The sequence below is a fragment of the Arthrobacter sunyaminii genome, assembly GCF_018866305.1.
GTDB lineage: Bacteria > Actinomycetota > Actinomycetes > Actinomycetales > Micrococcaceae > Arthrobacter_B > Arthrobacter_B sunyaminii.
In genome coordinates this window covers 1,500,951-1,522,537 of record NZ_CP076456.1, presented here as the reverse complement: position 1 = coordinate 1,522,537, position 21,587 = coordinate 1,500,951, and the positions used below count along the sequence as shown (strand labels likewise).

Below are 21,587 nucleotides of genomic sequence, written 5' to 3'. Positions count from 1 at the left end.
GCCAACCAATTGTCCTGCTGGCTGGCCGCACAGTTCTGCTGACAAATTCTTGCCGTACCGGCTGTCCTAGCCTACCTGTTGGCGGGCGTTCCCGGCACTGAGCGTACTACGGGGGTTGCGGTCCCGAAGCCGGAAACACTTACACGGCGAACAGTGACAGCGCGGGCGCCGGGGTGAAATGCCCGGGATGCCAAAGAGGCGGGGACCCAATGAAGGAACCCCGCCTCACCTGCGCTGCTGCGGCCGGGCGCCTGTTGCCGCCTTTCAGCGCCGGCGCCCGGTACGGATGACTGCCGCGTTAGTCGTTAATGAGCGTCTTCAAGTCCAGGCCTGCGACGGGCATGGTCTCCTGGTACCTGGACGTGTCGGCATGGACGAGGGGATTGTCCCCGTACCAGGTCATTCCGTACGTCATGTCCTTGGGCTCCCATACCAGCGGCTCGTGATCCGGGTCGAAGAACGGGTACCCGCCGGAGTAAAGCTCAATCCGGTAACCCGAGCCCGGGTCGCGGACGTACAGGTACATGGCCTGTCCGACCCCGTGCTTGCCCGGACCCGCATCAATCTGGATGCCCAGATCCCGCAGCTGATCCACCGCTGTCAGGGCATCGTGCATGTTCTCAAGGGCGAAGGCGACATGATGGAACTGTGCGTCCTCGCCGGTCTGGGACGATCCGATCGCGATGTCGTGCAGTTTGGAATTCACGGACAGCCACGAGACATACGGAACGTCCGGATTATCCGGCAGCACCATTGCCTCGCGCCGCTTCATCCCCAGTGATTCACGCAGCCATCCCTCTGCCTGCGCCATATTCTGGACACTGGTCTGAATATTGAGGTGGTCGATCCGCTGGACACCCAGGCCCCGGCGGATTGAGCTGTTTCCGAAGAGCTTTGAGCGCATCCCCTCCGGCGCGAGGGGGCGCTCGATGCCATAGTAGAGCTCGAGCGGGTGCCCGCCGCCCGGCAGGAGAAGCCGGACAGCCTCGCCGCGGCCGAGTTCCGTGCCGGCGCCGAGTTGGCGCACTTCGATGCCCTCCTCCACGAACTGGTCGTGGAACAGTTCAACATCCTGGGGACGGCTGACGCGCAGGCTCATGGTGTTGATCCGCGCCTCGTCCTGCTGCGTCAGTACCAGGGAGTGGTGGATTCGCTCCTGGTACCCGCGCAGGTAGGCAACGCCGTCGTCCTCCGCGGTGACCTCCATGCCAAAGATGTCACGGAAGAACCACAGGGACTTCTGCAGGTCCGGGGTGCCGATGTTGATGCCGCCTGCGTGGGCAATCGTGGGACCGGGATCATAGGTGGGGCGGGGTGCCATGCGTTTCTCCTTATTATGTTGTGGATCCGGATATGTCTTGTGGTTCAGGCTGGACCGATGGGCAATTAGGCCGCGGGTGAGCGGTAGTGCGCGTTTGCGGCCTCGACGATGGGACCGCGGGGGTGGGCAGAGCGTTTCTCGGCGTCGTCGCCAAAACCGTCGGGGTACCAGCTGGGTCCGTCGCCGAGGTGATCCAAAACCTCCCGGGCCACGGAAGCGGGATCGGACGCCCGCACGCCGGGGGCGTCAAACTGATAGCCGAGACGCTCCATGGCGGGCGTGCGGGTCAGGCCCAGGCACAGCTCCAGGACGTCAACGTTGTAGGGACGCATTTCCACCCACAGCGCCTCGGCAAAGTTGTGCACAAAAGCCTTCGCCGCGGAGTAGAAACCGATTCCCGCGGCTCCGGCGAAGCCGCTCAGCGAACCGGTGAGCATGATGCCCCCGCGCCGCCGTTCCTGCATCGGCAGGCCAAACCGGCGGACCAGGGCGGCAGTGACCGTGATGTTCAGGTCGATAACCATCTGGGCGCGGTCCGCGTCGGACGTCACAATCTCGCTGCCGTAGGTGTTGGCGCCGGCATTGGATACCAGCAGGCCCACCTCGCGGTCCCCGAGGCGCTCGGCGATCGAATCAACGGCACCTTCGGCGAGCAGGTCCTGCTCAATGGCGAGCACTTCGACGTCGTAGGCTGCGCGGACGGAGGCAGCCACCTCTGCGAGGGGCCCGGGCTTGCGCGCCACGAGGGCCACGTTGAGGCCCCGCCCGGCCAGCTCGTGCGCCAGCGCGGCGCCCACGCCCTCCGAGCCGCCGGCGATCAGTGCCCAGGGTCCGTACTTCTCGAAACCGCTCATTCCACGTTCCTCTCGTTCCCGGTCAAGCGCTTGTTTGCATCTCGAGCCACTGGTGATATTAGATACAAGCTAAAGGGAATTCGAAGGGGAATAACTGATGAGTCCACTGACCGGGATTGCCGCGCTCCAGGAGCGCATCCAACGCTTGGAAGATCACCAAGAGATACTCGGCGTGCTCGCCGCTTACGGTCCTGCCGTCGACAGCGGCAGCGCTGACGCCGTGGCTGAACTGTGGACCGGGGACGGCAGCTACACCTACAGCCTCGGTGACGGCGAGGCAACGCTGACCGGACCGGAGGACTTCCGCGGCATGGTGCACGGGCCCTCGCACCAGAAGATCATCGCGGAGGGCTCCAGCCATTTCCTGGGCATTCCGGATATCCGCGTGTCCGGCGACACCGCCGTCGCCACCGGTTACTCGATGCTGGTGCGGCACCGGGACGGCACTGATCCGGGCTATTACGTGGACCGGCTCTCCGCAAACCGCTGGGAGCTGGCCCGCACCGGATCGGGCTGGAAGGTCACCGCACGCACCAACTCACTGCTGGACGGCCGCGCCGCCTCCCGGCAAATGCTCGCCAAGGCAGGAAGTGCAGCGCTGTGACCGCGAACCACGATTCCCTCGAAGCCGGATTCAGCGCCGCGGCAGACCCGCTGTTCCGCGAGTTCAGCGTGAGGTCACTGCACCTGCGCAACCGGATCGTCATGTCCCCGATGACCCGCACCCACTCCCCCGGCGGGGTCCCGGGTGAGAAGGTTGCCCGGTATTACCGGCGCCGGGCTGAGGGCGGCACGGGGCTGATCATCACCGAGGGGGTGGCGATTGACCACCCGGCTTCGGTTGACCATGCGTCGGTGCCCAACATGTTCGCGTCTACTGCGCTGGACGGCTGGCGTTCCGTCGTCGACGGCGTGCACGAGGCCGGCGGACGCATCATCCCGCAGCTGTGGCATGTGGGACCCCTGTGGGGTGCGATGGGCGGAAGCCCGGCAGTCACCCCCATGCGGCCCTCCGGCCTGTGGGGAACACCCGGAATCACCACCTATTCAGATGATTATGTCCGTGCCTCCGAGCCCGTTACCCGCGCCATGACAACCGCAGACATCAACAGTGTCATTGAAGCCTTCCGGGCGGCCGCACGCGGCGCCGTTGACGCCGGTTTTGACGGCATTGCCCTGCACGGGGGCCACGGTTACCTGCTGGATGCGTTCCTCTGGGCAGACACGAACCGGCGGGATGACGAATGGGGCGGTGACGCGGAACGCCGCGCTGCCTTCCCCGCTGCGGTTGTCCGGGCCATTCGGGAGGAGATCGGCGAGGAGCTGCCCATCTTCTTCCGGTTCTCCCAGCACAAGCAGCAGGATTTCGGTGCACGTCTGGCTAACACCCCGGAGGAGCTTGGCGCACTCCTGCGTCCGCTGGTGGAAGCAGGAGTGGACGTCCTTGACGCGAGCGCCCGCCGTTTCCAGGCACCGGCCTTCGAGGGCAGCGACCTGAGTCTGGCAGGTTGGGCAAAACAGCTCACGGGGGCGAGCAGCATGGCTGTGGGCAGCGTCGGCATCGGCTCCGCTATCAAGGACCGGCGCAGCAGCGGCAACCCGATCCTGGACAACCGCGACGAGCTCCTCCGCCGCCTGGACGACGAGGAGTTTGACCTCATCGCCATTGGACGGCTGCACCTTGCCGACCCTGATTTGGTGCGGACGCTGCGCAGCGGAGGGCCGTTGCCCCAGTATGACTACGGGAAACACGAATCAGCACTGTTGTAACCGGATCAACCAGTCCGAAAACCGTGCGCCCCGTTATCGGAGCGCACGGTCCGCCGGCTCAGTCGGCAACATCGAAACGCAGGATCCGGTCATCGCCGGGTTCCGGGTTGCCGCGCCCGTCGGTGTTGTTCGTAAGCACCCATAGGCTTCCGTCAGGGCCGCGGACGACGTCGCGCAGCCGCCCGTACTCCCGCGTCAGATACACGGTGGAAGTGTCTAAACCGGCGAGCGGTACCTCCAGCAGCCGTTCACCGCGCAGGTTGGCGACGTAGACGGAATTGCCGGCGACGGCGATACCGCTGGGGCTGGCATCGGCCGGTGCCCACTGCTGAACCGGGTCAATGAAACCCTCTGCCCCGGCGGCGCCTTCCATCTCCGGCCAGCCATAGTTTCCCCCGGGCTCTATCACGTTGAGTTCATCCCAGGTGTTCTGGCCGAACTCGCTGGCGTAGAGGACCCCCTCTGCGTCCCACGCAATCCCCTGCGGATTACGGTGACCGTAGCTGTAAACCAGCGACCCGGGGAACGGATTGTCCTCCGGCACCCCGCCGTCGGGCATCATCCGCAGGATTTTTCCGGACAACGAGTCAGTGTCCTGGGCACTGCCCCTGTTCCCGGCATCTCCGGTAGTGGCGTACAGCATCCCGTCAGGGCCGAAGGCAAGGCGCCCTCCGTTGTGGATGGAACCGGCTTCAATGCCGTCCAGAATAATCTCCGGCAAGCCCAGACCCAGTGAACCGGCGGCACCAGAGAGTTCCCGGCGCTCAATCCGGTTCTCCCCGCCGGCGGTCAAGTACGTGTAGAGGTACCCCGCCTGAACGGCGATGCCGAGGAGGCCGCCCTCTCCCGTGGTTCCTCCCCCGCCCTCTCCCCTGTTGGCTGCGCCTTCGATGACACCTGCTTCGCGGCCCACGCCGTCGTCATCGAGTTCCACAATCCGCGCCGAATCACGTTCGCTGACCAGCGGAGTCCCTTCGTGGAAGGCAATGGACCACGGGGCATCGAGTCCGGCGGCAATAATCTCCGCCGCTGAGGTCCCGACCGCTGCCCCGTCCTGCGCGGGCGGGGCAGTGCAGCCGGTCGTCACCAGACCCACAACTGCCGCGGCCGCCGCGAGACGTGCTTTGCCTGGCATAGCTCTCCAGTCATCTGGGAAGGGACAGCTCCCGGAGCTGCCGGCGGGAATTGATGTCCAGCTTGCGGAAGATGCTCCGCAGATGGGCCTCGATCGTGCGGGGGCTCAGGAACAACTGTGTGCCGACTTCCCTTGAGGTGGCACCGGTGGCGACCAGACGGGCGATGTGCAGCTCATGGGCTGTAAGTGCATCGGCCGGCTGAGCGGTCCGCTTCCGCGGGTACTCCCCGGTGGCGCGCAGTTCACGTGCGGCGCGGGCAGCGAACGCCTCCGCGCCCATGTCCAACAGCATCCCGTGCGCGGTGCGGAGCTGTTCCCGCGCGTCCTGCCTACGACCCTCGCGGCGAAGCCACTCGCCGTAGACAAGGTGGGTGCGTGCCAGATGGGCGGCCATCCGGCAGCGCGCAAGCTGCTCAATCGCCTCAAGGTAATGCTCCTCGGCGGTTGGCCCGGTGCTGGTCAGCGCCCGGGAACGCGCCGCCAGGCCGAGCCCCCAGGGAGTGCCGCTGGCGCGGGCCCGCGAGGTGAGCTCTTCCAGCGCCTCGGCGGCCAACTCCGGCTGCCCGGCACGGCACGCCGCTTCGATAAGTTCGGGATGGGCCAGGTTGTTAAACCTCGACGCTTCTGACTCGAACGCCCGGGTTGCCGCCACCTGCGCCGCCGGGTAGTCGCCCATACCGTTGTGCTGCACCGCCATTGCGTACTGTGCCAGGGACACCTCTGTGGCCTTCGCATTGCCGGCTGCATGCGCGGCAATGGTCGCGTATACCTCGGCAGTCTCGTCCGGACGACCGCGCCAGGCGGACAGGAAAAGCTGCGCATGGAGCAAGGGTGCCGCCCTGGTCGCGGCCACGATCGCCGTCTGCTCCTCGGCCTGGGCTAACTCACCGGAGAGCACCAACATAACGGACTGGCCGAGAAGTGCGCGTGGGAGTGCGGCCAGGGCGCCGGAATCACGGACCAGCTGGACCGGCCGGGCGGCCAGAGTGTGGAGCATCTCATCGTCGAAGACCGCCATGGCGGTTCGGCAGGCGAGCCATCCCCAGCGGCGGCGATGGGTCTCGCTCACCCCGTCGGTTACGCTCACCCCATGAATGTCCGGCTCGTGGCCGGCCTCGCTCTCATGGTCGGCAAATGCGGCCAACGCACGCCGCAGTCCGGGCAAGCCGGTTGAGTACCCCTCCGTGAACATCGTCACCAGCCCGGCGAGCAACAGATCCGCCGGCCTCGGCGGCCCCGTTGGGGGCGGCGCGGTCCGGGCAGCCTCGGTCACTGTCGGTACGCCGCGGCCGCTGCGGGAGTTGCCGGTGACAATCGCAGCATCCAGCGCACCCAGGTAGGTCTCCCGGGACAGCTCCGGGTCCAGCGGGGCGAGGCACTTGGCAGCTTCCAGCAGCATGGCCTGCCCTTCGCCGTCCCGCACGAGGTGGAACGAGATCCGGGCGCGCAGCAGTCCGAGTTGAGCCTGTTGCACGTCGTCGAGCGGCCCGGCCGCAGCGACCGTCAGCAGTTCCAAGGCGTCCGCGGAGGCACCGGCCTCATGTTTGGCATGGGCGGCTTCAAGCGCCCGGCATGCACGGGCGGCGGGGTCGGGGGTCAGCTTGGCCGCCTGCTCCAGGAAGGCCGCGGAGACAGCCAATCCGCCACGGGCGTGTGCCCGGCCGGCGGAGCGAATCAACTCAACGGCGGCGCCCTCATCGGTGCCCAGCACCGTTTGCGAGCGGTGCCAGGCGCGGCGGTCGGGGTCGACATCGGCATCGATGGCCGCGGCCAGCGCACTGTGCGCCCGGCGGCGATCCTGCGGGGCGGCCGCCCGAAGCACAGCCGAACGCACCAGCGGATGCCGGAACTGCACCCGGCTGTCAATCTCCAGGAGCCCGGAGGATTCAGCCGGTTCGGCGGCCTCGGAGGTGATCCCCAGATGTTTGGCCGCCCGCCACAGCAAGGCTGCCTCTCCGGTCGGATCCACCGCAGCGATCAACAGCAACAGTCGCGTCGGCACCGGCAGACCCGCCAAGCGGCGCCGAAAGGTCTCCTCGATGCGGTGCACGGTGTCCGGCACTTCAGGCAGCTCGATTCCTCCGGCCACCCACGGCGCGGACGCGCTGCGGGCCAGCTCCAGCAGTGCGAGGGGGTTCCCGCGCGCCTCGGCGAGGATGCGGTCGCACATACCGTCATCCAGTGGTGTGCGGCCGGATCTGGTCAGCAGCACCCGCGCGTCGGCTTCATCGAGCCCGCACAGACACACAACAGACAACCCGTCGAACCAGCGAACGTCCCGGTCGGCGGGGTCCCGCAGCGCGAACACCAGCACTATCCCTTCCTCCGCCATCCGCCGCGCGACAAAACTCAGGACCTGGGCGGAGGCCTCGTCCAGCCACTGCGCATCATCGACAAGGCACAAAAGGGGGCCTTCCTCGGCGACCTCTGCCAGCAGGTGCAGAGTTGCCAGCCCAACGAGGAAACGGTCCGGCACTCCGCCGCTTTGCTGCCCCAGTGCCACACCCAGAGCGGCCTGCTGTGGTTCGGGCAGGGCCTCCAGCCGGTCAAGCAGCGGCGCACACAATTGGTGCAGTCCCGCGAAGGCGAACTGTGTCTCGGACTCCACTCCGACCAAGGACTGCACTCGGAACCCCGAGGATTCCGCCCTCCCCCGGGCGTACTCAAGAAGCATTGTCTTTCCAATACCGGCTTCTCCGCGCACCAGGATCACCCCGCTCTCCCCGGCTCGGGCCCGTGAGATGAGGTTGTCGATAGCTGCGCGCTCGGCCTGCCGGCCTAGGAAGTCCACCGGTGACGCTCCCTTCAAAGCATGCCCGGAGCCTATTAGGCAATTCTCACCTAGGCAAACGAAATCGGTCGATCCCAAGTGGGTAGGTATGGGCCGGGGACATGCAGGAAGGCCTACCGATGCGTCGGCGTCGCAGCGTGCAGCATCCTGAAGACACAGCCGCATTGCGGACTACGGCGTCAATGGGGGGCTGATCCGTTGTCACTAGAACCCGCACCCGTAGAGAGAGGAAATCAAAGCCATGAACCCCATCCAGGAACTGGTCATCAACTTCCAGGAACTTGCCGCCCAAGTGCCCGAGTTCCTTCGGCCCTTCATCGTCATGCTCGCCGGGGCCGTTCCGTTCATCGAGGGCGAAGTAGCCTCCCTGATCGGCGTCGTCGGCGGCCTGAACCCCATCGTCGCCGGCAGCGCCGCCGCCGCCGGCAATTTCCTGAGCGTGCTCCTCGTGGTGCTCTTCGCCTCCCGGACCCGCACCGCCGTCGTAAAGCACAACCGGGGACGGGCAGCGGCCCGGAGCGCCGCTCTGGTCCCGGGGCCTGGCGGTTATGGCGGGAGTCCCATGTTGGAAGAGACTCCACCGGCCAAGCCCGTGTCCAAGGGCCGGCAGCGCTTCATGAAGTGGCTCGTCCGCTTCGGCGTCCCCGGCGCGAGCATCCTTGGACCCCTGGCGATCCCGACGCAGTTCACCGCCGCGATCCTCATCGCCAGCGGAACCGCTAGAGGCTGGGTGCTGCTCTGGCAAGCGGTGGCGATCGTCCTCTGGACCACCGTCGCCACCGTGTCGATCTGGGCAGCCCTCACTTACGTCGTCGGGGTCTGATCCACAGCGGCCGCCCGGCCCGCAGAGGTCCGGGCGGTGAACTCCGAGAGGAACAAAATGGCACCCTATAAGACGGTGAAGCCCGGCGACGGCCATACGCTTCCACCCTTCCGCTGGTGGCAGCTGTTCACCCGTTCCCTGCTGCACCTGCACCTCTCCGGCGAAGACGGGGAGCTGCAGACCTGGTCCGTCGATGTCCGGCATGGGGGTGACGAGGATGGGGAGGCGTATGTACGGCTCTACCGCAACGGCGTCAATCGAGCCCAGTCTTCACTCCCTGCCGCGTTCCCGGTGCCCGGCGGCACCATCGAGGTTGAGGTCAGCGGTTACGGGCTCAAACGCTCCCACTACGTGAGGTCCGACGGCTCGGAACAGCAGCTGGTACCTGATCCCGCCTCAGCCGAAGGCCGGCGTGCCCGCCTGCAGCAAACCAACCCGGCACTGAGCCGTGGTGTGGGCGCCGCGTCGGTGATCGTCCTTTTGTTCGCACTCGTGCTGGGCGTGCCCCAGGCCGTCGAACAGATCACGCTGTTCCCACCCATCGCGGAGAACGTGGGCACGTTTTACAGCCCCTTCACCCTTCCGGCTACAGCGAACGTCGGGCTTGTCCTGGCAACGCTCGCAGCGAGCACGGAGCGCGCACTCCGTCTGCGATATAACCGCATCCTTGACGGCGGCTTTTTCGGAGGCGATGACTAGGTTGCTTTACGGCACTTTAAACGACAAAAGCCCGGCAGAACTTTCGTTCCGCCGGGCTATTTGTCGGGTTGACAGGATTTGAACCTGCGACCCCCTGACCCCCAGTCAGGTGCGCTACCAAGCTGCGCCACAACCCGCTGTTCTGCCGGAATGTTTCCGGCCGAAGCAACTCGAATACTCTACCCCATGATTGGTGCTTTTCCCCAATCGGGAAAGCCCCGGACGCCGCAGCGGCGTCCGGGGCCCGAAGTGCTAGCGGTTCTTGCCGCGCTTTTCACGCACGCGCATGTTGACTTCGATGGGAGTGCCCTCAAAACCGAACGTTTCCCGCAGGCGGCGGGTGATGAAGCGGCGGTAGCCCGGATCCAGGAATCCGGTGGTGAAGAGCACAAACTTGGGCGGGCGCGAAGAAGCCTGCGTGCCAAAGAGAATGCGGGGCTGCTTGCCGCCGCGCACCGGGTGCGGATGCGCTGCTACCAGCTCGCCAAGGAAGGCGTTGAGCTTGCCGGTGGGGATGCGCTTGTCCCAGCTCTCCAGGGCCTTGTCCAGAGCGGGGACGAGCTTGTCCTTGTGCCAGCCGGTCATGGCCGAGATGTTCACGTGCGGAGCCCACTCCACGTGGGCCAGGTCGCGCTCGATCTCGATCTGCAGGTAGCGGCGGCGTTCGTCGTCCAGCAGGTCCCACTTGTTGAAGGCCAGCACCAGGGCACGGCCGGACTCGATGGCCAGCTGCAGGATGCGCACATCCTGTTCGCTGAGGACTTCGTCCACTGCCAGGAGCACGACGGCAACCTCGGCCTTTTCCAGCGCGGACTGGGTACGCAGGGAAGCGTAGAAGTCAGCACCCTGTGCCATGTGCTGGCGGCGGCGGATACCTGCGGTGTCCACAAAGCGCCAGGTGCGCCCGCCGAGCTCAATGAGCTCATCGACCGGGTCGCGGGTGGTGCCGGCCGTGTCATCGACCACCACACGCTCGCTGCCGGCCAGCTTGTTCAGCAGCGAGGACTTGCCCACGTTCGGGCGGCCGATCAGGGCGATGCGGCGGGGGCCGCCGGACTTGTCCAGTCCGCCGTATGCCGAGTATTCCGGCAGGACCTCCATCATGGCGTCCAGCATGTCCGCGGTACCGCGGCCGTGCAGGGCCGACACGGGGTACGGCTCACCGAAGCCAAGGCCCCACAGCTGCGCTGCGTCGGCTTCATTCTGGATGTCATCCACCTTGTTGGCCACGACGACGACGGGCTTGCCCTTGCCGCGGAGCATGCGCACCACGGCTTCGTCGGTCGCGGTGATGCCCACTGTTGCATCAACCACCAGCAGTACGGCGTCGGCGACGTCGACAGCGACCTCGGCCTGCCCGGCCACACGGGCATGGATGCCGCGGGCGTCGTGCTCCCAGCCGCCGGTGTCCACGAGGGTGAAGTTAACACCGTTCCAGGTGGCCGGGTAGGACACGCGGTCACGGGTCACACCGGGGGTATCTTCGACGACGGCTTCGCGGCGGCCCAGGATGCGGTTCACCAGCGTGGACTTGCCCACGTTGGGGCGGCCCACAATGGCGACGACGGGATCCTGGCGCAGCGGGGCGTCTTCGTCGTATTCTTCGAAGCCGCCGGCGAGCAGCGCGGCGTCTTCTTCGTCAAGTTCGTAGTCGGACAGGCCGGCGCGCAGCGTTTCGGCACGCAGCTCGGTCTCGGCATCGTCCATGCTGGCCAGGCGTTCGTTTACCTGGTCCTCTCCGGCCGGAACGTATTCGACCTGGCCAGTCTCGTCGCCGGCAGCGCCGGAGTATGAGGAGTTCGTCATTTTTGCTTTCTTTCCGTTGAGGTCTGCAGCACTGCAAGCAGGCCGTCTCCGGACGTTCAGCCCGGTAAGTTTGTGTGGGGTTCCGCGGGTGATAACACCGCAGTTCCACCAGTCCATTGAAACACGCGCGGCACCGGCAGGGCATTTGAGCCCTGCCGGTGCACTGCCATTGCGCTGCCGCCGGTGGTGTGGTCCTGACCCTAGTGGGTACTGGCGTACACCACGTCCAGCACCGCCTGGACAGTCTCTTCAAAGTCCAGATCCGAGGAATCGATGGTGACCACGCCGTCGGCCGCCTGCTGGAAATTGACCACGGTGGAGTCCTTGGCGTCGCGGGTGATCACCTGTTCCTTGAGCTGCGCGGCGCTCTGGGTTCCGCCCAGCTGGACGCCGCGCCGGCGCAGGCGGGCTTCCTCGGACGCGGTGAGCAGGATCCGCACTTCCGCAAGGGGCGCGACGACGGTGGTGATGTCCCGGCCTTCGGCGACGATGCGCAGCCCCGAGTCCTTGATCAGCTGCTGCTGGCGGCGGACCAGCTCAGCGCGCGCACCCAGGGTGGTGGCCACCGCGCTGACCGAGGAGGAGACGATCGGTTCACGGATGGCGTCAGTGACGTCACGGCCGCTGACGCGGACAAACTCGGCGTCCGGGGACGTGCTGAGCTCAATGTCCGCGGCACGAGCGGCGGCTTCGACTGCCGCAGCGTCCTCGAGGTCGATGCCGGCTTCCATGCAGTACAGCGTCACAGCCCGGTACATGGCCCCGGTGTCCAAGTAGGCGGCGCGAAGCCGGCGGGCCGCTTCACGGCTGATGCTGGATTTTCCTGATCCGGACGGGCCGTCGATGGCCACCACGAGCGGTTTTCCCAGCCGGAACTCTGCCGGATTGCGTTCTACAGTCACTGCACTACCTTCCACCCGCGGGCGCTTAGTTCATTTACCAGGCTGTGCACCCGGCTGGGCAGGACGGAAATCTCCGCCCGTCCCACCTGCTGGCCGGAGGAATGCTCCAGCCGCAGGTCTTCCAGGTTCACGCCAATTTCGCCGATCTCGGTCAGCAGCCGGGCAATCTGTCCCGGCGTGTCATCCACCAGGACGGTGAAGGACACGAAGGACTGCGGCGGAGCACCGTGCTTGCCCGGAATCCGGGCCTGCCCGGTGTTACCCTCCGAGATCAGCTGCGCCATGTCCAGGCGGGCGCCGTCCGCCACCGGATCCTCCAGCGTGGAGATGAGCCGGTTCAAATCTTCGCGGACGCCGTAGAGAATTTCCACCAGCCGGGGAGCGTTGCCGGAAAGGATCTGCACCCACAGCTTGGGATCGCTGGCGGCAATCCGGGTCACGTCCCGCAGGCCGTTGCCGGCCAGTGCCATGGCCTGTGCCGGCGTGTCCTGCAGCCGGCTGGCCACCAGGGAGGACATGACCTGCGGCAGGTGCGAAATCAGCGCCACGGACTGGTCATGGTCCGCGGCACTCATCCGTGAGACCACGGCGCCGAGATCGATCGCGAGGGCCTCGGCGCACTTGATCGCCTGCGGAGAGCTTTCCGGCGACGCGCAGATGACCCACGGCATGGAGGTGAACAGCTCCCCCAGGGCGGCAACGGGCCCGGACTTCTCCCGGCCCGCCATCGGATGGGTGCCCACGTAGCGGGTCAGGTCCGCGCCGGAGGCGCGCAGATCCGCCAGCACTGCACCCTTGACGCTGGCAATGTCGACGACGACGGCGTCGGGCCAGTCCTTCAGCGCCTGCACGGCAAGCGCTGCAGTGACGTCCGGCGGCGCGGCGACCACAACCAGCTCAGGGGCGAAGCCTTCTTCCACCGTCTCCAGCAGCCGGCCGGCACCGATGTCCCGTGCCACGGCCGCTGTCGACGGCGAAATATCGGACAACGCAACGTCGATGCCCTGCCCGCGCAGGCCCAGCCCGATGCTGGTCCCGAGCAGGCCGGTTCCAATCACCAGGACGGGACCGGACAGGTGCGTGGCTGATCCCTGTGCCGCGCCCACTGCCTAGAGGCCTACAGAGGCGAGCAGGTGGCCAACTTCCGTGCGGCCGAGCACGCGGATGCTGCCCTGGCGCTGGTCGCCCACGCGGATCGGACCAACCTGGGTGCGGACCAGGCGCTCGACCGGGTGTCCGACGGCCTCAAACATGCGGCGGACAATGCGGTTGCGGCCCGAGTGCAGGACAACCTCGACGAGGAGGTGGCCCGGTGTGGAGTCAACCAGCTTGAAGGAGTCCACCTGGGCGAAGCCGTCCTCGAGGTCCAGGCCTTCGCGCATCTGGGCGCCGACACCGTGGGCCATCGGCCCGCGGACCTGGACCAGGTAGGTCTTGGGCACTTCATAGGACGGGTGGGTGAGTCGGTTGGCGAGTTCGCCGTCGTTCGTCAGCAGCAGCAGGCCCTCGGTGTTGGTGTCCAGGCGGCCCACATGGAACAGGCGTTCGTGCTTGTTGGTGCTCTTGAGGAAGTCGCTGATGCACGGGCGGCCCTCGGGGTCGTCCATGGTGCAGACCACGCCGCTGGGCTTGTTGAAGACGTAGTACTTCAGGTGCTCGTCCAGCTGCAACCGCATGCCGTCCACGTGGATGGCCACCTGTGCGGGATCAACGCGGACGCCAACCTCGGTGACAACTTCGCCGTCGACCTCCACGCGGCCTTCACGGATCATGTCCTCACAGACACGGCGCGAAGCCACGCCTGCCTGGGCCATGACCTTCTGCAGGCGGATGCCCTCGGGATCGTGGTGGTCGGAGATGACGGGCTTGGCCGGGCGGCGGGTGGTGGTGCGCTTGACCACACCGAGGTTCTGCCCGAAACGCTCGTTGCGGAACGCGCGGTCTCCGCTCTTGCGCTGGCCTGCCTGCGGGCCGCCGGTGCGGGAGGCGCCGCCCTTGGTGCCGTAGGGCTTGGCCGACTTTGATGCCCCGGCCTTGTAGCCTTCGGGTTTGAACTGGCCGGCACCGGGCTTGGAGGCGCCTGAGCCCTTGGGGGCACCTGCACCCTTGCCGTCAAAGGCGCGTGAGGCTGCTGACCGGAACTTTTCGGGGCGGCTTTCAGCGGACTCCTCGCGGGGGCGGTAGCCGTTGGCGCGGAATTCGCCGGCGCTCATGCCGGGGTCGCGCTTGGCGGCGGCACGGCCGCCGGTGCGGGAGCCGGCAGGCTTGGAGCCCTTGCCGAAGGATTTGCCGCCGGCAGCTCCGCCGCCGCCTCGCGGGTTGTTACGGCCTGATCCGGAGCGGGGTGCCTGTGTCATAAAAAGTCCTTCGGGTGTAGCGGTTAGTAAGTAGTGTCTTCAAATTCAGCCAGGTTTTCCAGCCCGGGCAGGTGCGGTGCTAGCCGCGGAAGTTCGTTGAGGTCGCCAAGTCCGAGCCGTTCCAGGAAGTACGGCGTGGTCCGGTACATCATTGAGCCGGTCTCGGGTTCCACTCCGGCATCGTCGATGAGTCCGCGCTGGACCAGGGTCCGTACAACGGAGTCCACGTTGACACCCCGGATGGCAGATACCCGCGCCCTGGAGACAGGTTGCCGGTAGGCAATCACTGCCAGGGTTTCCAGTGCAGCCTGAGTCAGACGAGCACTCTGGCCGCCCAGGACGAACTTCGAGACCACGGGTGCAAACTCGGCGCGGGAGTAGATCCGCCAGCCGCCGGCCACATCCCGCAGTTCAAAACCTCGTATTGAAGTAAAACTACGTACTGTGCCACCGGGTCCTCCCCCAGTATAACCGTCATACTCGCGCTGCAGTTCCGTGAGGATGTCCTGCACCGCCGGCACCGGGACACCCAGCACCTCGGCGAGCTCTGCGGGGGTGACCGGTTCATCCACCACCATCAGGACCGCTTCGACCGCTGCGCGGAGGTCGGCGGGTTCCGGGGCAGAGTCAGCGGAGTCAGGCTGCGCCAACGGGTCCTGCGGCATTTTCCTCCAAAGAGATGTCATGAATGTCAGTGTTCTTGATAGATCCGCCCCTGCCTGCGTCCCTAACAGCCGGCCAGGCTCCGGGGGCCGCCGACCAGCTGATCGATAGTTCACCCAGCGGATCCGGCTGCTCGAAGGTAACAGCGCCGTCCCGGAACAATTCCAGCAGCGCCAGGAACCGGGCTACCGCCACGGAGCTGCCGGCGTCGTCCACCAGCGCCGCAAACGTCAGTTTGCCCGCCGCCATGAGCCGGCGGGCAATAATGTCCGCCTGCTCGCGCACGCTGACCTTGGGGGCGTGCAGGTGGGTCAGCCCCACAGCGGTGGGTTTGGCCGCCCGCGGGGTAAGGGCTTTGGCGGCCAGAGCGGCGAAGTCCTGCGGGCCGGTCCGCCAGATCAGTTCCGGAAGCATGGCCGCAAACTGCGGTTCGAGGGTTGCCCGGCGCGGAAAACGCTCAGCTTCGTCCTGCAGACGGGCATCCAGGATGCCTGCAATTTCCTTGAAGGCGCGGTACTGCAGGAGCCGGGCGAAAAGCAGGTCCCGTGCCTCCAGCAGGGCCACGTCTTCGGCATCCTCAACGTCTCCGGCCGGCAGCAGGCGGGCCGCCTTCAGATCCAGCAGGGTGGCGGCAATCACCAGGAATTCACTGGCTTCATCCAGTGCCCACGCCTGCTCAGCGTTGCCCAGAGCCCTGATGTAGCCAATGAAGTCATCGGTGACATCGGCGAGGGCAACCTCGGTGATGTCCAGTTCGTGCTTGGAAATAAGGCTCAGGAGTACGTCGAAGGGGCCGGTGAAATTCTCCAGCCGGACCCGGAAGCCGCGGACGGGCGGGGATTCGGATTCCTTGGCCGCGGAATCCACAGTGCCTGCTCCCATAGCAGTTAGGGGGCGCCGCCGCGGGAAATCAGTTCCTTGGCGAGGCGGCGGTAGGAGTCGGCACCGGGGTGCGTGCCTGCGTAGCTGGTGATCGGCTCTGCGGCCACGGTGGCATCGGCAAACTTGATGGTCCGCTTGATGACGGTCTCGAAGACTTTGTCGCCGAAGGCCTCCACCAGCCGGGAGATAACTTCGCGGCTGTGGAGGGTCCGTGCGTCGTACATGGTGGCCAGCACGCCGTCGATCTGCAGTCCCGGGTTCAGCCGGTCCTGGACCTTCTCGATGGTTTCCACGAGCAGTGCGACGGCGCGGAGGGCGAAGAATTCACAGATCAGCGGGATGATGACGCCGTGTGCGGCGGTCAGCGCGTTGACGGTCAGCAGTCCCAGGGAGGGCTGGCAGTCGATGAGGATGACGTCGTAGTCGTCCGAAACCTTGCGCAGTGCCCGCTCCAGGACCTGCTCGCGGGCCACTTCGTTCACCAGCTGCACTTCGGCGGCAGACAGGTCGATGTTGGCGGGCAGCAGGTCAATGTTCTCGATGCCGGTCTCATGGATGGCCTCGCGGATGTCCACCTTGCGGTCCATCAGAACGTTGTAGACGGTGAGGTCCAGCTCGTGCGGGTTGGTGCCGAGCCCGGCAGACAGAGCACCCTGCGGATCGAAGTCCACCAGCAGGACCTTGCGGCCGGCTTCCGCCAGCGCGGCACCCAGGTTGATGGTGGACGTGGTCTTACCCACGCCGCCCTTTTGGTTCACCATCGCGATGATCCGGGCTGGTCCGTGGGAAGTGAGCACCGGAGGTTCAGGGAATTCCGTCAGCGGGCGGCCTGTCGGCCCCATCACGGACTCGGCTGCGTCCTGTGTTGCGTCCTGCAGAGTTGTTGAACTCTGATCGCTGCTCACGTAATAATCCACGCTTCCGTCTCTAGCTGTCCTGCGGGCTGTCCCTGTCAAGATTACAGCCGTGCAACACCTATACCGCGAATCGGCGCGGTGGAACGCCCGCGAGCCTTGACTCTCAACTAGAGGTAGAACGTTGGCTTCGGGCCGCCGTTTGCGAGTGAAGTTCCGGGCTCCCGGGCTCCCGACCCTCGTGCATGACGGTCCCAAAATCTTCCGCCGCGAATCTTTCGTGCAGATAACGGGGGCATTTGCTCTCGCTGCGGATCCTTCGTGCAGATAACGGGCCTAAAACCTTCCCTCGCAAAACCTTCGTGCAGATGACGGGCCCATAAGCGGGTTTTTGCCCGGAATGAGCCCGTTATCTGCACAGAGAATTTCGGCAAAGCCCGTGAGGTGCACGAAGGAACCCGACGTGCCGATGGAGCACGGCAAGCCTCCGTTCCGCGGAGGAAACTGCCCAGCCGGAACACCGAGGGGCGCTCCCGCTGTTGCGGAAGCGCCCCTCGGTGTTTCGGTGCGGCGTGGGATGAACCCGGCGTAAGCCTTAGCGGGCTGCCGTGGTTTCCAGCTCGGGTTCCGGAACCTGCGGCTCCTCATGGGCGTCGTCCATGGTTGATTCATCGAACGGACGTTCGCGGTTCAGCACCGCATTGACCTGCTCTTTGTCGATTTCCTTGGTCCAGGTACCGATCAGGACCGTGGCGACTGCGTTGCCGGTGAAGTTGGTCAGCGCGCGTGCTTCGGACATGAAGCGGTCGATGCCGACGATCAGGCCCACGCCCTCCACCAGGTCGGGGCGGTGAGACTGCAGGCCGCCGGCCAGTGTGGCCAGGCCGGCGCCGGTGACACCGGCAGCACCCTTGGAAGCAATGATCATGAAGACCAGCAGGGAAATCTGCTCACCCAGTTCCAGCGGCATATTCATCGCAGAGGCCACGAACAGGGCGGACATGGTGAGGTAGATGGCAGTGCCGTCCAGGTTGAACGAGTAACCGGTGGGTACGGTCACGCCGACCACCGGCTTGGAAATGCCGAGGTGCTCCATCTTGGCGATCAGGCGGGGCAGCGCCACCTCGGAGGATGAGGTGGAGAAGATGAGCAGGTATTCCCGCCCCAGGTAGCGCATGAGCTTGAAGATGTTCACGCCGGTGCAGAGCTTCAGCACGCCGCCCAGGATCACGGCAATGAACAGGGCACAGGTGATGTAGAAGGCGATCATCAGCACCGCCATGCTCTTGATGGCTTCAACGCCGGTTTCGCCAACGACGGCGGCAATGGCACCGAAGGCGCCGATGGGTGCGAGCCACATGATCATGCCCAGGATGCGGAAGACCAGTTTCTGGATCTGTCCGATCAGGGTGAGGATCGGGGCTCCGGTGGAACCCATCTTCTGCAGGGCGAACCCGACAAGCAGGGCAACGAACAGGGTCTGCAGAATGCTCTCACCGGTCAGCGAGGACAGCAGCGTGGTGGGGATGATGCTCAGGATGAAGCCCGCCATGCCTTCTGCGTCTTCAGCAACCTTCGGTGCATTTTCGGCACCTGCGGCAATGTTCAGGCCCTCGCCCGGGTGGATCAGGTTTCCAACCACAAGACCGATGGCCAGCGCGAAGGTGGACATGACAATGAAATAGCCCAGAGCCAGGCCGCCGACTTTGCCGACCGTGGCTGCTTTGGCGATCGAGCCGATGCCGAGGACAATTGTGCAGAAGATGACCGGTGCGATCATCATCTTGATCAGGCCGATGAAGGCGGTACCAACCGGCTTCAGCTCCTTGGCGAATTCAGGCTGCACAAGCCCCAAAGTGGCACCGAGAACCACCGCAAGAATTACGGCAATGTACAAAAAGTGTGTTCTGTCCTTCTTGCGCGGGCTCTTCGGTGAGCCGGCGCCGCGGGGAATAGTGGCAGATGCCATGTGTACTGCTCCTAGGCTTGGTTTCTGATGTATCCCTCAGCGGCACCGAGACTGCGGTTCTCCGCCAGATGCGGAGCCGTACGGGAATCGCCGGGAACAAGTCATTCGTACACATCGTCAACCGGCGCTGTGATGACTGTCACGGTTGTGGTCATACTGTTCTCGGCCGGGAACAGTTCCCGGTATCGGGCGGCAGCCAGCAAAATGAGCGGGAAAGAAGATCATTGCGGAAATGGAGCCTGGCCAGCCGGCTGCTTATAGGACAGCTGGCGTTTCTTGTGTGCCTGTCAGCAGGGCTGTCCCTGGCGCTCTTTCATCAAACTGAACAGCACAGCTTCGAAGAGTCCGCAGAGACGATGCTGGCGGTGGCCGGAACCGTTGCGGCCGATCCCTATGTCCTGGAAGCGGTGACCGCCGAAACGCCGGACAGGACTTTGCAGCCCTATGCCCGTGCCGTCATGAGTGCTGCTCATATCGATTTCCTCACCATCATGGCTCCGGACAGGACCCGGTACACGCACCGTAACGACGACGAGATCGGCAAACCGTATGTGGGATCGGTGGAGCATGCCCTCGCCGGCCAGTCCTTCACCGAAATCTATACCGGCACGCTGGGGCCGTCAGTCCGCGCCATCGTTCCCGTCTTCGGCGCGGAGGGGGACGTCAAGGCGCTGGTGGCCGCCGGCATTACCGTTGACCGCGTTGCCATAGCGCGCAACGCCGAGCTGCCTGCCGTGTTCCTCATCTCCCTGGGCGCCCTCGCGTGCGGAACGCTCGCCTCGTACCTGTTATCCCGGTACCTTCGCCGCACCACCCGGGACCGGCGGCCGGATGAACTCCTGAGCATGTTCGCGTTCCATGATTCCGCCCTGCATTCCCTGCGTGAAGGTCTGGTGCTGCTCAACAATGACGGCGAACTGGTGCTCTACAACGACCGGGCTGCAGAACTGCTGGGACTCCCGGCCGACGGCGGCAGCCGGCCCACGGGTCCCCGCGAGTTGGGCCTGCCGGGACCGCTGGCCGATCTGCTCTGCGAAGGCCGGACAGCAGAAGATGAATTCCACTTCGCCAGCGACCGCATCCTGGTCGTGAACCAGTCGCCGGTCATGACCCCAAAATCCGCGAACAGCCGCATCCGGCTCATCGGCGCCGCCGGCAGCCGGACAGCAGCACGGGACCCGCGCAGGGCACGCATCGGAACCGTAACCACCCTGCGGGACCACACCGACATAGCCGCAATGACCGGAGAACTGCAGTCCATGCACACCCTGACCGAAGCGCTCCAGGCTCAGGCGCACGAGCACGCCAACCGTCTGCACACGCTGGTCTCCCTGATTGAGCTCAATCGTCCCGCTGATGCACTCGAATTCGCCACCCGCGATCTGGAGCAGTCCCAGCAGCTGGCCGACGACGTCGTCGCCTCCGTGGGCGAGCCCGCACTGGCGGCACTGCTCACCGGCAAGGCCGCCCAGGCCCGCGAGCGCGGCATCGGCCTGCAGATCGACCTCAAAGACGCACCCCCCGGGAGAGCCGCTGCCCTGGACCTGGATCCGGGAGATCTGGTCACCATAGTGGGCAACCTGATCGACAATGCTTTTGACGCCGTGGCCGACACCCCGGAGCCGATGGTGACCGCGCGGTTTGCGGTGGTTGAGGACGGCGGCGGCAGGCCCGTTTTTGAGTTTGGCGTGCGGGACAACGGACCCGGCATTCCGGAGCCGTCCACCGAGCAGATCTTTCATCAGGGCTTCAGCACCAAGGATCCCAAGGCACTGCTTCCCTCCGGTACCGGAGGCACCGGCCGGGGCATTGGACTTCCCCTGGTCCGCCAGGCAGTGCTGCGCCTGGGCGGCTCACTGCATCTTGATCCGGGTGGGCAACCGGGCCGCGGTGCACGTTTCACTGTGCTGATTCCCCTGTCTGCCTCCCTCCCCCTGACTCTCAGTGGGGCTCCCCAGTGAATGCTGAGCGGGACATCACCGTGCTTGTGGTGGAAGATGAAGGCATTGTTGCGCAGGCCCACGCCGAGTATGTGCGCCGCAGCCCCGGATTCTCGCTGGCCGGCGTCGTGCACACGGGTACGGAGGCCATTACCTTCCTCAACGCCTCAGCCACCTCCCGCAGCGGTTCCGTCTATGACGCCGGGAAGCGCGGAGACGGCCCTGAAAACCCGAAACCCGCCGTGGACCTCATCCTGCTGGACATGAATCTTCCTGACCTTCACGGCTTGGACGTCCTGCGCCGGATCCGCGGTGCGGGCGTGCCCGCCGACGTCATTGCGATTACCGCAGTGCGGGATGTCGCCGTCGTCCGCAGCGCCATGTCCGCCGGGATTGCGCAGTACCTGATCAAGCCTTTCACCTTCTCCGCCTTCAGCGCCAAGCTGGCCTCCTACCGGGAATACCATCTCAACTTGGCGGGGCAGGGAACTTCCGCCACTCAGTCCGAAGTGGACCGTGCGCTGGCGGCACTGCGGCCCAAGGTGTCGTCCGCACTACCCAAGGGACTGTCCCCCGAAACTCTGGCAACGGTCTCCGAACTGCTGAAGAACGCACGGATACCGATGTCTGCCAGCGAAGTCTCGGAGGCACTGGCCATGTCCCGGATAACGGTCCGGCGTTACCTCGAGCATCTGGACGAGCAGCGTGCCGTAGCGCGGAACCCGCGCTACGGCACGCGCGGCCGTCCGGAGCTGGAGTATCACTGGCGGCGGTAGGATGTCCTCTCAGTAACTCGAGCCCTGTGTGCACCTGGTCCTGGC

General features: G+C 65.6%; 18 protein-coding genes and 1 tRNA gene. 6 read left to right on the top strand and 13 right to left on the bottom strand.

Annotation, left to right across the window (positions count from 1 at the left end; genetic code table 11):
• Window positions 1–298 precede the first annotated feature (298 nt).
• Window positions 299–1,321 (bottom strand): VOC family protein, encoded by a 1,023-nt coding sequence (locus KG104_RS06690; RefSeq protein ID WP_104054721.1) that lies wholly within the window; start codon window positions 1,319–1,321, stop codon window positions 299–301.
• Between the two features lie 65 nt (window positions 1,322–1,386).
• Entirely contained in the window at window positions 1,387–2,175 is a 789-nt protein-coding gene (locus KG104_RS06685) for an SDR family NAD(P)-dependent oxidoreductase (RefSeq protein ID WP_104054722.1), read from the bottom strand.
• Between the two features lie 97 nt (window positions 2,176–2,272).
• Between KG104_RS06685 and KG104_RS06680 the strand changes: the two genes are divergently transcribed.
• Entirely contained in the window at window positions 2,273–2,779 is a 507-nt protein-coding gene (locus KG104_RS06680) for a nuclear transport factor 2 family protein (RefSeq protein WP_104054723.1), read from the top strand.
• Window positions 2,776–3,945, top strand: a complete 1,170-nt coding sequence (locus tag KG104_RS06675; protein ID WP_207346525.1) for an oxidoreductase — start codon at window positions 2,776–2,778, stop codon at window positions 3,943–3,945. Before KG104_RS06680 ends, KG104_RS06675 begins: the two co-directional genes overlap by 4 nt.
• A gap of 58 nt (window positions 3,946–4,003) precedes the next feature.
• On the opposite strand, the gene KG104_RS06670 is transcribed toward KG104_RS06675, so the two are convergent.
• Complete coding sequence (locus tag KG104_RS06670; RefSeq protein WP_207346524.1) at window positions 4,004–5,080, bottom strand: PQQ-dependent sugar dehydrogenase; 1,077 nt, start codon at window positions 5,078–5,080, stop codon at window positions 4,004–4,006.
• 10 nt (window positions 5,081–5,090) lie between these two features.
• Complete coding sequence (locus KG104_RS06665) at window positions 5,091–7,871, bottom strand: ATP-binding protein (RefSeq protein ID WP_207346523.1); 2,781 nt, start codon at window positions 7,869–7,871, stop codon at window positions 5,091–5,093.
• 241 nt (window positions 7,872–8,112) lie between these two features.
• On the opposite strand from KG104_RS06665, the gene KG104_RS06660 reads away from it, so the two are divergent.
• Window positions 8,113–8,694, top strand: coding sequence for a small multidrug efflux protein (locus KG104_RS06660; protein WP_207346522.1), 582 nt, complete (start codon window positions 8,113–8,115; stop codon window positions 8,692–8,694).
• Between the two features lie 57 nt (window positions 8,695–8,751).
• Window positions 8,752–9,393, top strand: coding sequence for a hypothetical protein (locus KG104_RS06655; RefSeq protein WP_237686789.1), 642 nt, complete (start codon window positions 8,752–8,754; stop codon window positions 9,391–9,393).
• A 63-nt stretch (window positions 9,394–9,456) separates the two neighbouring features.
• Here KG104_RS06655 and KG104_RS06650 read toward each other — a convergent pair.
• From KG104_RS06650 to KG104_RS06610, 9 genes are all read right to left on the bottom strand, one after another.
• Window positions 9,457–9,530 (bottom strand) — tRNA-Pro (locus KG104_RS06650).
• Window positions 9,531–9,645: 115 nt separating this feature from the next.
• Entirely contained in the window at window positions 9,646–11,199 is a 1,554-nt protein-coding gene (der, locus tag KG104_RS06645; protein ID WP_207346520.1) for a ribosome biogenesis GTPase Der, read from the bottom strand.
• A gap of 200 nt (window positions 11,200–11,399) precedes the next feature.
• On the bottom strand, window positions 11,400–12,101 hold the full coding sequence (cmk, locus tag KG104_RS06640; RefSeq protein WP_104160738.1) for a (d)CMP kinase: 702 nt from the start codon (window positions 12,099–12,101) through the stop codon (window positions 11,400–11,402).
• Window positions 12,098–13,207: a prephenate dehydrogenase gene (locus tag KG104_RS06635; protein ID WP_237688685.1), complete on the bottom strand. Its 1,110-nt coding sequence runs from the start codon at window positions 13,205–13,207 to the stop codon at window positions 12,098–12,100. The genes cmk and KG104_RS06635 overlap by 4 nt, the downstream gene beginning before the upstream one ends.
• A gap of 3 nt (window positions 13,208–13,210) precedes the next feature.
• A complete protein-coding gene (locus tag KG104_RS06630) occupies window positions 13,211–14,458 on the bottom strand; it encodes a pseudouridine synthase (protein ID WP_207346519.1) in 1,248 nt (415 codons plus the stop codon).
• Between the two features lie 23 nt (window positions 14,459–14,481).
• Window positions 14,482–15,123: an SMC-Scp complex subunit ScpB gene (gene scpB, locus KG104_RS06625; protein ID WP_207346518.1), complete on the bottom strand. Its 642-nt coding sequence runs from the start codon at window positions 15,121–15,123 to the stop codon at window positions 14,482–14,484.
• On the bottom strand, window positions 15,095–16,003 hold the full coding sequence (locus KG104_RS06620) for a segregation and condensation protein A (RefSeq protein WP_207346517.1): 909 nt from the start codon (window positions 16,001–16,003) through the stop codon (window positions 15,095–15,097). The genes scpB and KG104_RS06620 overlap by 29 nt, the downstream gene beginning before the upstream one ends.
• Before the next feature lie 5 nt (window positions 16,004–16,008).
• Window positions 16,009–16,908, bottom strand: coding sequence for an AAA family ATPase (locus tag KG104_RS06615; protein ID WP_104054892.1), 900 nt, complete (start codon window positions 16,906–16,908; stop codon window positions 16,009–16,011).
• Between the two features lie 544 nt (window positions 16,909–17,452).
• The gene (locus tag KG104_RS06610; RefSeq protein ID WP_104054746.1) at window positions 17,453–18,826 is read right to left on the bottom strand and encodes a cation:dicarboxylate symporter family transporter; all 1,374 of its coding nucleotides are present in this window, start codon (window positions 18,824–18,826) and stop codon (window positions 17,453–17,455) included.
• 224 nt (window positions 18,827–19,050) lie between these two features.
• Here KG104_RS06610 and KG104_RS06605 point away from each other — a divergent pair, with 224 nt between their 5' ends.
• Both KG104_RS06605 and KG104_RS06600 read left to right on the top strand, forming a co-directional pair.
• Window positions 19,051–20,787: a sensor histidine kinase gene (locus KG104_RS06605; RefSeq protein ID WP_207346516.1), complete on the top strand. Its 1,737-nt coding sequence runs from the start codon at window positions 19,051–19,053 to the stop codon at window positions 20,785–20,787.
• On the top strand, window positions 20,784–21,542 hold the full coding sequence (locus tag KG104_RS06600; protein WP_216202358.1) for a response regulator: 759 nt from the start codon (window positions 20,784–20,786) through the stop codon (window positions 21,540–21,542). The genes KG104_RS06605 and KG104_RS06600 overlap by 4 nt, the downstream gene beginning before the upstream one ends.
• Window positions 21,543–21,587: the final 45 nt, after the last annotated feature.

Coding starts and splice junctions, on each gene's coding strand:
- KG104_RS06690 (WP_104054721.1), bottom strand. CDS start 1,321: ATGGCACCCCGCCCCACCTATGATCCCGGTCCCACGATTGCCCACGCA.
- scpB (WP_207346518.1), bottom strand. CDS start 15,123: ATGCCGCAGGACCCGTTGGCGCAGCCTGACTCCGCTGACTCTGCCCCG.
- KG104_RS06610 (WP_104054746.1), bottom strand. CDS start 18,826: ATGGCATCTGCCACTATTCCCCGCGGCGCCGGCTCACCGAAGAGCCCG.
- KG104_RS06620 (WP_207346517.1), bottom strand. CDS start 16,003: ATGGGAGCAGGCACTGTGGATTCCGCGGCCAAGGAATCCGAATCCCCG.
- der (WP_207346520.1), bottom strand. CDS start 11,199: ATGACGAACTCCTCATACTCCGGCGCTGCCGGCGACGAGACTGGCCAG.
- KG104_RS06655 (WP_237686789.1), top strand. CDS start 8,752: ATGGCACCCTATAAGACGGTGAAGCCCGGCGACGGCCATACGCTTCCA.
- KG104_RS06685 (WP_104054722.1), bottom strand. CDS start 2,175: ATGAGCGGTTTCGAGAAGTACGGACCCTGGGCACTGATCGCCGGCGGC.
- KG104_RS06630 (WP_207346519.1), bottom strand. CDS start 14,458: ATGACACAGGCACCCCGCTCCGGATCAGGCCGTAACAACCCGCGAGGC.
- KG104_RS06670 (WP_207346524.1), bottom strand. CDS start 5,080: ATGCCAGGCAAAGCACGTCTCGCGGCGGCCGCGGCAGTTGTGGGTCTG.
- KG104_RS06660 (WP_207346522.1), top strand. CDS start 8,113: ATGAACCCCATCCAGGAACTGGTCATCAACTTCCAGGAACTTGCCGCC.
- KG104_RS06680 (WP_104054723.1), top strand. CDS start 2,273: ATGAGTCCACTGACCGGGATTGCCGCGCTCCAGGAGCGCATCCAACGC.